The sequence below is a fragment of the Streptomyces sp. CNQ085 genome (assembly GCF_022614595.1).
Classification (GTDB): Bacteria; Actinomycetota; Actinomycetes; order Streptomycetales; family Streptomycetaceae; genus Streptomyces.
Genome location: NZ_JAJFAU010000062.1, coordinates 1 through 10,094 on the forward strand (window position 1 = coordinate 1; position 10,094 = coordinate 10,094).

12 protein-coding genes are annotated in these 10,094 nt (G+C 73.4%); 5 read left to right on the plus strand and 7 right to left on the minus strand.

All coding sequences use genetic code 11. The features are described from left to right. Together LJ221_RS12865 and sigE are read right to left on the minus strand one after the other, a co-directional pair. On the minus strand, window positions 1-921 hold a 921-nt coding region (locus LJ221_RS12865; RefSeq protein ID WP_308314773.1), incomplete at its 3' end, for a zf-HC2 domain-containing protein. Next, on the minus strand, window positions 918-1,688 hold the full coding sequence (gene sigE, locus LJ221_RS12870; RefSeq protein WP_241716482.1) for an RNA polymerase sigma factor SigE: 771 nt from the start codon (window positions 1,686-1,688) through the stop codon (window positions 918-920). The genes sigE and LJ221_RS12865, both read right to left, overlap by 4 nt. A gap of 152 nt (window positions 1,689-1,840) precedes the next feature. On the opposite strand from sigE, the gene LJ221_RS12875 reads away from it, so the two are divergent. Next, window positions 1,841-2,539 (plus strand): O-methyltransferase, encoded by a 699-nt coding sequence (locus LJ221_RS12875; protein ID WP_241716484.1) that lies wholly within the window; start codon window positions 1,841-1,843, stop codon window positions 2,537-2,539. A 131-nt stretch (window positions 2,540-2,670) separates the two neighbouring features. Here LJ221_RS12875 and LJ221_RS12880 read toward each other — a convergent pair whose 3' ends face one another. After that, window positions 2,671-2,838, minus strand: coding sequence for a DUF3117 domain-containing protein (locus LJ221_RS12880; protein ID WP_014137929.1), 168 nt, complete (start codon window positions 2,836-2,838; stop codon window positions 2,671-2,673). Window positions 2,839-3,127: 289 nt separating this feature from the next. Between LJ221_RS12880 and LJ221_RS12885 the strand changes: the two genes are divergently transcribed. Beyond that, the gene (locus LJ221_RS12885; protein WP_241716486.1) at window positions 3,128-3,916 is read left to right on the plus strand and encodes an enoyl-CoA hydratase/isomerase family protein; all 789 of its coding nucleotides are present in this window, start codon (window positions 3,128-3,130) and stop codon (window positions 3,914-3,916) included. 54 nt (window positions 3,917-3,970) lie between these two features. Here the strand turns inward: LJ221_RS12885 and LJ221_RS12890 are convergent, their stop codons facing one another. Beyond that, entirely contained in the window at window positions 3,971-4,570 is a 600-nt protein-coding gene (locus tag LJ221_RS12890; RefSeq protein WP_308314774.1) for a DNA-3-methyladenine glycosylase I, read from the minus strand. Beyond that, entirely contained in the window at window positions 4,567-4,977 is a 411-nt protein-coding gene (locus LJ221_RS12895; protein WP_241716488.1) for a DivIVA domain-containing protein, read from the minus strand. Before LJ221_RS12895 ends, LJ221_RS12890 begins: the two co-directional genes overlap by 4 nt. Before the next feature lie 128 nt (window positions 4,978-5,105). Between LJ221_RS12895 and folP the strand changes: the two genes are divergently transcribed. Continuing rightward, window positions 5,106-5,966, plus strand: coding sequence for a dihydropteroate synthase (gene folP, locus LJ221_RS12900; RefSeq protein ID WP_241716491.1), 861 nt, complete (start codon window positions 5,106-5,108; stop codon window positions 5,964-5,966). Window positions 5,967-6,038: 72 nt separating this feature from the next. On the opposite strand, the gene LJ221_RS12905 is transcribed toward folP, so the two are convergent. Together LJ221_RS12905 and dapE are read right to left on the minus strand one after the other, a co-directional pair. Further along, a complete protein-coding gene (locus tag LJ221_RS12905; protein ID WP_241716493.1) occupies window positions 6,039-6,839 on the minus strand; it encodes a TIGR00730 family Rossman fold protein in 801 nt (266 codons plus the stop codon). 119 nt (window positions 6,840-6,958) lie between these two features. Beyond that, window positions 6,959-8,071 carry a succinyl-diaminopimelate desuccinylase gene (gene dapE, locus LJ221_RS12910; RefSeq protein ID WP_241716495.1) on the minus strand — a complete coding sequence of 371 codons (1,113 nt, stop codon included), beginning with the start codon at window positions 8,069-8,071 and terminating at the stop codon, window positions 6,959-6,961. A gap of 84 nt (window positions 8,072-8,155) precedes the next feature. Between dapE and LJ221_RS12915 the strand changes: the two genes are divergently transcribed. Beyond that, a complete protein-coding gene (locus tag LJ221_RS12915; protein WP_241716496.1) occupies window positions 8,156-9,085 on the plus strand; it encodes a heavy metal transporter in 930 nt (309 codons plus the stop codon). Window positions 9,086-9,525: 440 nt separating this feature from the next. Beyond that, entirely contained in the window at window positions 9,526-10,038 is a 513-nt protein-coding gene (locus tag LJ221_RS12920) for an ATP-binding protein (RefSeq protein WP_241716498.1), read from the plus strand. Window positions 10,039-10,094 lie beyond the last annotated feature (56 nt).

The following is a 10,094-nucleotide window of genomic DNA, read 5'->3' on the forward strand; positions in this document are numbered from 1 at the left end:
CGGCGGAAGCGTGGGCGCCGGGGTGGCACCCACCGGAGCGGTGGCCGCGGCCGGGGGAGCCACGGCCATGGGGGTCGCCGCGATGAGCGGCTGCCTGACGGACTCGTGCTGCTCCGGCAGTCCCTCTCCGGACGGCGGCCGGTACTGCGTGGGGTGTATCAGCGGTGGGTGCAGGGTGGGCAGTACATCGATCACCGGCACCACCGTCAGCCCGTGGTGCCGGGTGGTGAGGGTGGCGTCCAGCGGGGAAGCCGACAGCACGGGCGGCTGCACCGGCGCCACGACCGGTCCGCTCGGTGTACCGGCCGGCCCCATCCCTCTCTCCTCTCGCTCCTCCTGTCTGCCGCCACCGCGCTCCGCTCCGACGGCCGCCGTGCGCGGCGAGCGAGTGTTCGTACCGCCGTCCCCGCTCGCGGCGACCGTGGAGTCGCCGGTGGCCGCCGAGGTGAGCGCGCCGCCGATGGCGAAGGCCGCCAACGAGACCGCGCCCGCCGCCACGAAGGCGAAACGGCGACCGCGCGAGGAGGAACGGTCCACCTCTTGGACGCGGTGGACGCGGAAGCCGCGGTCGGAGGCGAGCACGCCGCCGGCCGGCAGGTACTCGAAGTCCCAGGGGGACGAGGAGGCGGACGCGGAGGGGGCCGGCGGCCCTCCTCCGTCCAGGCCCCCGGGCAGCCCCTGGAGCCTGGCGAGCAGTCCCTCCGAGGGTGGTGGGGGCGCGGCGTCCGCGAAGACGCTCTTCAGCTTGCGCTGTGCGTCGGCCTCCGCCTTGCAGGTGTGACAGGTCGCCAGGTGCGCCAGGACCCGCTCGCGCGTCTCGTGCCCCAGCTCTCCGTCCACCAGGGCCGCCAGCCGGTCGCCCAGGTGCTGCTCGGCCGGGGTCGGTTCCAGGTCGGGTACGCCGTCGTGTGTGCCGCTCACGCGGGGCCGCCCTCCCCTCCCACGGCACCGGGGAGGGCCCCGGCCAGCTCGCGCTGCTCGGCGCGCGCCCGGGGGGACCGGTGCTTGAGGGCCTTGCGCAGGTGGGAGCGGCCGCGGTGGATGCGACTGCGGACCGTGCCGAGCTTCACTCCGAGCGTCGCGGCGATCTCCTCGTACGACAGCCCCTCGATGTCGCAGAGCACCACCGCCGCCCGGAACTCCGGGGCGAGGGTGTCCAGCGCCTGCTGGACATCGGCGTCGAAGTGGGTGTCGTTGAAGTGCTGCTGGGGTGAGGGCTCGCGGCTGGGCAGCCGTTCGGCCGCGTCGTCGCCGAGGGCGTCGAAGCGGATGCGCTGCTTGCGCCGCACCATGTCCAGGAAGAGGTTGGTGGTGATGCGGTGCAGCCAGCCCTCGAAGGTGCCGGGGGTGTAGGTGGACAGCGAGCGGAAGACCCGGACGAAGACCTCCTGGGTCAGGTCCTCGGCGTCGTGCTGGTTCCCGGTGAGGCGGTAGGCGAGGCGGTAGACCCGTGCGCTGTGGGTGCTGACGATCTCCTCCCAGGTGGGAGGCGTCCACGCCGGAGCGTCCGCGTCGGTTGCGAAGGTCGCGGTGGTCGCGGAGTCGGCGGCGTGGTGGTGGTCAGCGGTGTCGTTCACGGATTTCGGCTCGCCGGACGACCTGCGGAAGCGCCTGAGCACCCCCCGGTCACCGGCCGCAGCCGCACCTCCCCTGTCGGCTCTGGTGGTGTCCAGTGGAGTGCCTACCATAGCCACCTCGCCCGTTAGCTCCGGATAAGTTTCTTTGACCGTCTTGCGGCCCTGTGCCATGTACGTTCCCCCCGCCGCTCGCCGCACGATCCCTGTAGAACCAACGCGCGGTCCCATCTGCGGGTTCCCGGCGCCAACGGATACAGTCACGGTTGCGGGCATCACGGGGACAGGAGAGGGCGATTACCGGCAACCGGCAGACGAGCTGGGCGTTCGCCGACGCGTACGGCGCGGAGGACGTCCAGCACGCCGAGCGCTCCGAGCACTCGGCGGCGCTGCGCTGGGCTCACGACCGGGCCCGGGAGGCGGGCCTGCGCACGGTGTCGGACGGCACGGGCGCCGCGCTGCGGCTGCTGGCCGCGGCCGTGGACGCCAAGGCGGTGGCCGAGATCGGCACCGGCACCGGGGTGTCGGGCATCCACCTGCTGCACGGCATGCGGCCCGACGGTGTGCTGACGACCGTGGACACCGAGCCGGAGTGCCAGCAGATCGCCCGCCAGGCGTTCCGCGCCGCGGGCTTCGCGGCCAACCGCGCCCGCTTCATCCCCGGCCGCGCCCTGGACGTTCTGCCCAGGCTCGCCGACGGCGGTTACGACCTGGTCTTCTGCGACGGCGACCGGACGGAGTGCCCGGAGTACCTGGACGAATCGTTGCGCCTGCTGCGCCCGGGCGGGCTGGTCTGCTTCGAGGGCGTGTTCGCCGACGGCCGCACCGTCGACTCCTCGGCCCAGCCTGCGGAGGTACTCAGACTCCGCGAGCTGCTGCGCACCGTCCGGGACAGCGCCTCGCTGCTGCCCTCACTGCTGCCGGTGGGCGACGGCCTACTGTGCGCGGTCAAGCGCCACCGCTGACACGCCGGACGCCACCGCGGCCGGGTCACCGGGCCGGCAGCACACCGCCGCCCCCGGAGGCCGTGCTCTTCCGGGGGCGGCGGTGGTGGTGGTGCGTAAAGGCGGTGGCGCCAGAGGTCTTCGAGTGCTCCTCAGCCGCAGGCCTTCTTCAGAGCTTCGCCGAGTGCATCCGCCTCGTCAGGGGTCAGCTCGACGACGAGTCGTCCACCGCCTTCGAGCGGAACGCGCATGATGATGCCCCGCCCCTCCTTGGTCACCTCGAGCGGGCCATCGCCCGTCCGCGGCTTCATGGCCGCCATGCTCGTTCCCCTTCCTGAAACCAGCTGATCTCAGCCGGGCAACCCAGGTGTCGCCGGCGTCGAACACATTGCTTCCCTGCCATTATCCCGCATCGCACGACCTCATGACCAACATCGGGCCGTATCCCTTGCGCAACGCCCGCACGCAAAACCACCCAATTCGGGAATCGGGCTGCGATACTGCGCCCTTTCTCCCTCTGGAAGGCACCCCTGCCGTTTGACGCAGGTCACACGCCGTTCGTGCGCGGACCGGTGTCGGCCCGCACCGTTCCTTGCCATGCTGGCCCCCATGTCAGACAACGTCGTCTACGAAGTGTCCGGAGGGCTGGCGACCGTCACCCTCAACCGCCCCGACGCCATGAACGCGCTCGACACCGCGCTCAAGGAGGCGCTGCGGGACGCCCTGCGGGAGGCGGCCGGCGACCCGGCGGTACGCGCGGTGCTGCTGACCGGCAGCGGGCGGGCGTTCTGCGTCGGGCAGGACCTCAAGGAGCACGTCGAGGCGTTGCGGCGCAGCGGCGGCGGCGCGCTGGACACCGTGCGGGAGCACTACAACCCGATCATCCTGGCCATCGCGTCCATGCCCAAGCCGGTGGTGGCGGGCGTCAACGGCGTCGCGGCCGGCGCAGGCGCAGGCTTCGCCTTCGCCGCCGACTACCGGGTGGTCGCCGACACCGCCGCCTTCAACACCTCCTTCGCCGGGGTGGCGCTCACCGCCGACTCCGGGGTGTCCTGGACCCTGCCGCGCCTGGTCGGCCCGGGCCGCGCCGCCGAACTGCTGCTCTTCCCGCGCAGCGTTAAGGCGGCGGAGGCCCTGGAGTTGGGCATCGCCAACCGGGTCGTCCCGGCCGACCGGCTGGCGACCGAGGCCGAGGACGCGGCGCGGCGGCTCGCCGAGGGGCCGACGGTGGCGTACGCCGCTCTCAAGGAGTCCCTGGTCCACGGCTCCTCGCACTCGCTGGCCGAGACCCTGGAGAAGGAGGCCGAACTCCAGGCCCGGGCCGGCGCCTCGGAGGACCACAGGACCGCGGTGGAGGCGTTCGTCGCCAAGGAGAAGCCCGTCTACCGAGGCCGCTGACGTCCCGTCGGGGAGCGTCCCGCGCCCGGGCCCGCCGGGCGCGGACGCCGCGGCTCAGCCGGCGGCGCGCGGGGGGCGGGCGCAGCAGTCCGCCAGGTGGTCGTCGACCAGGCCGCACGCCTGCATCAGGGCGTAGGCCGTGGTGGGGCCCGTGAAGCGGAAGCCCCGCTTCTTCAGTGCCCTGGACAGCGCCGTCGACTCCGGTGTGATCGCCGGCACGTCGGCGAGCGTACGCGGCGCGGGACGGCCTGCCGGATCGGGTGCGTGGGACCACACCAGGGCGTCCAGCTCGCCCGGTCCCCACTCGGCCGCGACCCTCGCGTTGGCGATGATCGCGTCGATCTTGGCGCGGTTGCGGACGATGCCCGGGTCGGCGAGCAGCCGTTCCCGGTCGGCGTCGGTGAACCGCGCCACCCGGGCGATCCGGAAGCCCTCGAACGCCGCCCGGAAGCCCTCCCGCCTGCGCAGGATGATCAGCCAGGACAGCCCCGACTGGAACGCCTCCAGGGACAGCCGCTCGAACAGCGCGTCGTCGCCGTGCACCGGGCGGCCCCACTCGGTGTCGTGGTAGACGGTGTAGTCATCCGCGGACAGACCCCATGGGCAGCGCAGCCGCCCGTCCGGGCCGGGGAGCGCCGCGCCCCCGGCGGTCACCGCGGCTCCCCGCGATCGCCGGAGGCCGCGCCGGGGCGGCCCCCGGAATCGTCGCCGGGCTTGTCGAACATGCCGGGTCCGCCCAGCACGGCCGCCTGCGTCCCCGCCAGCGAAGCCTCCAGCTCCGCGATCCGGGCGTCGCGCTCGGCCAGTTCGGCACCGAGCCGGTCCAGCACGTCGTCCACCTCCTCCATCCGGTAGCCCCGCACGGCCTGCGGCAGCCGCAGCGCCTCCAGGTCGGAGCGGTTCAGGGGACGGTCCGGCGGCAGCCAGGCGTCGGTCCGGTCGGGCAGGGCATCGGCGAGTCCACCCGTCGCGGTGCGGCCCGGCCCGTCACCACCCCCCACCACGGCCAGCGCGACCGCGGCGACCACCACGACCAACGCGATCAGCAGAAACCAGAACACGCCATCTCCCCGGGTCCGACACGCCAAACGGCAGGTACAGGTCTACTGCGATCGTGCCACGGCGGGACGGCTAGGGTCTGCTGCGGGGCACTGGGCGGTGCCGGGACCGCGGGAGGAGAGGACAGCGGATGCTGCGGCTGGGACGGCACGAGTTCGGCGAGCACGAGACGGTGGTCATGGCCATCGTGAACCGCACGCCGGACTCCTTCTACGACAGGGGCGCCACTTTCCGCGACGGCCCCGCCCTGGACCGGGTCGAGCAGGCGGTCTCGGAGGGCGCCGCCATCATCGACATAGGGGGCGTGAAGGCCGGTCCCGGCGAGGAGGTATCCGCCGAGGAGGAGGTGCGGCGCACCGCGGGTTTCGTCGCCGAGGTGCGGCGGCGCTGGCCGGATGTGGTGGTCAGCGTGGACACCTGGCGGCACGAGGTGGGCGAGGCGGTCTGCGAGGCGGGTGCGGACCTGCTCAACGACGCCTGGGGCGGCGTGGATCCGAAGCTGGCCGGAGTGGCGGCGCGGTACGGCGCCGGGCTGGTGTGCACCCACACCGGCGGTGCCGCGCCGCGCACCCGCCCGCACCGGGTGGCGTACGACGACGTCATGGCCGATGTGCTGCGCCGCACGGTCGCGCTCGCCGAGAGCGCGGTCGCGGCCGGGGTGCGGCGGGACGCGGTGCTGATCGACCCCGGCCACGACTTCGGCAAGAACACCCGTCACTCGCTGGAGGTCACCCGGCGGCTGGAGGAGATGGTCACCACCGGATGGCCGGTGCTGGTGTCGCTGTCCAACAAGGACTTCGTCGGAGAGACCCTGGACCGGCCCGTCAAGGAGCGGCTGACCGGGACCCTGGCCACGACCGCGGTATCCGCCTGGCTGGGCGCACGGGTCTACCGCGTCCACGAGGTGGCCGAGACCCGGCAGGTGCTCGACATGGTGGCCTCCATCGCGGGTCTGCGCCCGCCGGCCGTGGCCCGACGCGGTCTGGCCTGACCGGTTCTCCGGACCGGACCGGCACGGCACGGCACGGATCGTCCCGAACCGTCCCGCGCCGACCGGAACCGGTCAGTCCGGGTCCTCCGGCCGGAACCCGTCCCCCGGCGCGTCCTTGCCGGAGGTCTCCTTGGTGACCAGCGCGATCGCCTCGTCCACGTCGTCGGTGAGGTGGAAGAGTTCCATGTCGTGCGCGCCGATCTTCCCGCTGGGCACGACGGTGACACGGAGCCAGTCCACCAGTCCCCGCCAGTAGTCCGTGCCGAACAGCACGATCGGGAAGCGGGTGACCTTCCGCGTCTGGACCAGGGTGATCGCCTCGAACAGCTCGTCCATCGTGCCCATGCCGCCCGGCAGGACGACGAAGCCGCTGGCGTACTTCACGAACATCGTCTTGCGCACGAAGAAGTAGCGGAAGTTGACGCCGATGTCGACGTACTGGTTCATCCCCTGCTCGAAGGGCAGCTCGATGCCCAGACCGACCGAGGTGCCGCCCGCCTCCCTGGCGCCCTTGTTGGCCGCCTCCATCGCGCCCGGACCGCCACCGGTGATCACCGCGAAACCGGCCTCCACCAGCGCCCGCCCGATCCGCGTCCCGGCCTCGTACTCGGGTGACCCCTCGGGCGTGCGCGCCGAGCCGAAGACGCTGATGGCGGGGCCGATCTCGGTCAGGGTGCCGAAGCCCTCGACGAACTCCGACTGGATGCGCATGACCCGCCACGGATCCTGGTGCAGCCAGTCCGAGGGGCCGGCGCTGTCCAGCAGACGCTGGTCGGTGGTGCTGTGCTGCACCTGGCCGTGGCGGCGCACCACCGGTCCGAGGCGCTGCTCCCGGAGCGCCTCCCCCTGTTCGAACTCCTCCGCAGTGGCCATGCAGTACTCCCTTGTCGACGCCGACGTACAGGCCGCCAGGGTACGCAGGTCCGGATCACGCGGAGCGGAACTTCCCCGGACGCACCGGCGGCCCCGCGGATCAGCCGAGACCCGGCGGGTCAGGCGGTAAGCCAGGCGCGCAGCCGCTCCTCGCAGTGCCCGATCAGCGCGGTCTCCACCCTCTCGTCGCGCTTGTGCGCCAGATTCGGGTCCCCCGGGCCGTAGTTGACGGCGGGTACGCCCAGCGCGCTGAACCGGGAGACGTCGGTCCAGCCGTACTTGGGCCGTACCTCGCCACCGATCGCCTCGACGAAGGCCGCCGCGGCGGGGTGCGTCAGGCCGGGCCGCGCCGGACCCGAACTGTCCTCCACCTCGAACCGCGCCACACCGCAGTCGGCGAACACCTCCCGGACATGGGCGAGCGCCTCCTGTTCGGTGAGGTCGGGCGCGTAGCGGTAGTTGACGGTCACGGTGCACTCGTCGGGGATGACGTTGCCCGCGACACCGCCGGTGATCCCCACCGCGTTGAGGCCCTCGCGGAACTCCAGTCCGTCGACCACCGGCCGCCTCGGCTCGTAGGCGGCCAGCCGGGCCAGGATCGGCGCGGCGGCGTGGATGGCGTTGGCGCCCTTCCAGCCGCGTGCCGAGTGGGCGCGCTGCCCGGCGGTGTGCAGTCCGACCCGCAGCGTGCCCTGGCAGCCGCCCTCTACCTTCCCCTCGGAGGGCTCCAGCAGCACCGCGAAGTCCCCGGCCAGCCAGTCGGGACGGTCGCTCGCCAGGTGGCCGAGTCCGTTGAGGTGGGCGGCGACCTCCTCGTTGTCGTAGAAGACGAAGGTCAGGTCGCGGTTGGGCTCGGGTACGGTGGCGGCGATCCTGAGCTGGACGGCGACCCCCGCCTTCATGTCGGAGGTGCCGCAGCCCCACAGCACGCCGTCCTCCAGCCGCGAGGGCACGTTGTCCGCGATCGGCACGGTGTCGATGTGCCCTGCCAGGACGACCCGTTCGGCCCGGCCGAGCGAGGTACGGGCGACGACGTTGTTGCCGTAGCGGTCCACGCGCAGGTGCGGCAGGGTGCGCAGCGCGGTCTCGATCGCGTCCGCGAGCGGTTCCTCCCCGCCGCTGACCGAGGGGACGTCGACGAGGCGCGCGGTCAGCGACGCCGCCTCCAGGCTCAGGTCCAGGGCAGGGGCCTCCTCGGGTACGGTTCCTGGGATTTCGGGGGCACGCTCCATACGGCCGACCCTACCCGGCGCCCGTCCGTGGGATCCGCGTCACGTCCGGGTCCCTGACACCGCGGGGCCAGTACCTTATGTCACGTGTCCGAGCGAGTTTCAACTCCACGCCGCGGCAGGCTGCTGCGCCTGGCCGCCGCGTGCGTCGTACTGCTCGGACTCGCCGGGTACCTCCTGGTACGCCACGACCCCGGCGGGTCCGGACCGGCGCGCTGCACCGTGACCGCGGCCGACGACGAGCCGTACGTCATCGAACCGCAGCAGGCCGCCAACGCCTCGACCATCCAGGCCGTCGCCTCCGCCCGCGGGCTGCCCGAGCGGGCCGTCACCATCGCCCTGGCCACGGCCATGCAGGAGTCGGCGCTGCGCAACATCGACTACGGCGATCGCGACTCCGTCGGCCTCTTCCAGCAGCGGCCCTCCCAGGGCTGGGGTACGGCGGAGCAGATCATGGACCCGGTGTACTCGGCCGGGAAGTTCTACGAGCATCTGGTGGAGATCCCGGGCTACTCCCGGCTGCCCCTGACCGTCGCCGCGCAGCGGGTGCAGCGCAGCGGCTTCCCCGACGCCTACGCCAAGCACGAGTCCAGGGCGGCGCTGCTCACCGCCGCGCTGACCGGCCGCCGGGCCGCCGCCCTGAACTGCGTGCCCGCGAAGGCCGGCCCGCGGGAGAGGGCCGCCGGCGACCCGGTGCGGGTGCGCGAGCGGCTGGTCCGCGAGTTCGGGGCGGACGTCCTGCCGGACGCCCCCGGCATCGACGGCGGCGGAGCCGGACGCAGCGCTCCCGGCCCGGTGGTCTCCGTCCCCGTCCGCACCCCGGCGCGCGCCGGCGAGAAGGACGCCGACCGCCGTGGCTGGGAGCTGGCGCACTGGGCCGTGGCCCACTCCCAGGAGCTGGGGATCGGGCGCGTCTCCTACGGGGAGCGGGTCTGGGAGGCCGGGCGGGCCGCCGAGGGCTGGCGCACGGCCGGGGACGACATCGGCACCGAGGTCGTCATCGCCATCTCGCGCTGATCCCCCGCACCGGTGCCGTGTGGGGGCGCGGCGAGGGCTCCCGCGCCCCCGCGACCGCCGCACTCCCATGTCCCCGCGTCACCGCACGGCGTCTCCTCTGGTCACCCGAACGGGGGATCATGCGCCCCGGCGGCCGAGGTCTCGAAGGGCATCGGCGCGGCCCCCGCCGGGCCCGGCGAAGCCGCGGGAACCCCGTGGCCACACCGGGGTCCGGCACTCTCCCGGGGCCTGCCGGGACCACTCCTCCCGCCGCCTCCTCCGCCACCGGGGAGGCGGCCCATTGCCAATCCTTTACCCGAACGGCCGCAACCTCCGAGCCCCCCGGCCCGATAGGCACAGCGTCCGGGGGGCGCCGCCCCGGCCGGATGCGCAACGACGCCCTCCGGGCCCGACGGCCCGCGGGAAACCTCAGCAAGCCTCTTCTCCGTCGAAGGAGCAACATGTCCCTCCCCCTCTCGCGCCGGATCGCACGGACCGCGCTGCTGGTCGCAGCGGGTGCCGCCTCCGCAGTCGGTGCGGCCGGTTCCGCGAACGCCGCCGAACTCCTGCCGCCCGCCAAGAATCTGGGCGGAGTGAGCAACCTGGACGGCGCGAACCTGGGCGACACCATCGACGACACCTCGCGCAGGGCGAGCACCCAGGTGGCCGAAACCGGCAGCGAGGCCGTGAAGAAGACCGTGCCGACCGCGGGCAGGACCGTCGGGGCCGCGGGCAAGGCCGCCGTCCCGGCCGTGCGGAAGACCGCCGACGACACGGTGGGGACGGCCGGTTCCCTCCTCGGTGAGACCGCCGGGCCCGCCACCGACGGCAAGGGCAGGGCGGGCAAGGCCGTGAAGTCCGCCAAGGGCAAGGTGCCGGCCGTCGGCAAGCAGGTGAGGGCCGACTCCCTGACCGACGGCCTGCCGGTGGCCGACAAGCTGCCGCCGCTCGGGAAGAACCTGCCGCTGCTCTGACGCCGGGAGACGCGCCCATCGCGTGGGGCGGGGCCCGGGGCCGTACGGCCCCGGGC

Bases quoted from the DNA above. Each gene is read 5' to 3' on its own strand.
- LJ221_RS12880 (WP_014137929.1), bottom strand. From the start codon at position 2,838: ATGGCGGCCATGAAGCCGCGGACGGGCGATGGCCCGCTCGAGGTGACC.
- LJ221_RS12885 (WP_241716486.1), top strand. From the start codon at position 3,128: ATGTCAGACAACGTCGTCTACGAAGTGTCCGGAGGGCTGGCGACCGTC.
- LJ221_RS12905 (WP_241716493.1), bottom strand. From the start codon at position 6,839: ATGGCCACTGCGGAGGAGTTCGAACAGGGGGAGGCGCTCCGGGAGCAG.
- LJ221_RS12920 (WP_241716498.1), top strand. From the start codon at position 9,526: ATGTCCCTCCCCCTCTCGCGCCGGATCGCACGGACCGCGCTGCTGGTC.
- folP (WP_241716491.1), top strand. From the start codon at position 5,106: ATGCTGCGGCTGGGACGGCACGAGTTCGGCGAGCACGAGACGGTGGTC.
- dapE (WP_241716495.1), bottom strand. From the start codon at position 8,071: ATGGAGCGTGCCCCCGAAATCCCAGGAACCGTACCCGAGGAGGCCCCT.
- sigE (WP_241716482.1), bottom strand. From the start codon at position 1,688: ATGGTAGGCACTCCACTGGACACCACCAGAGCCGACAGGGGAGGTGCG.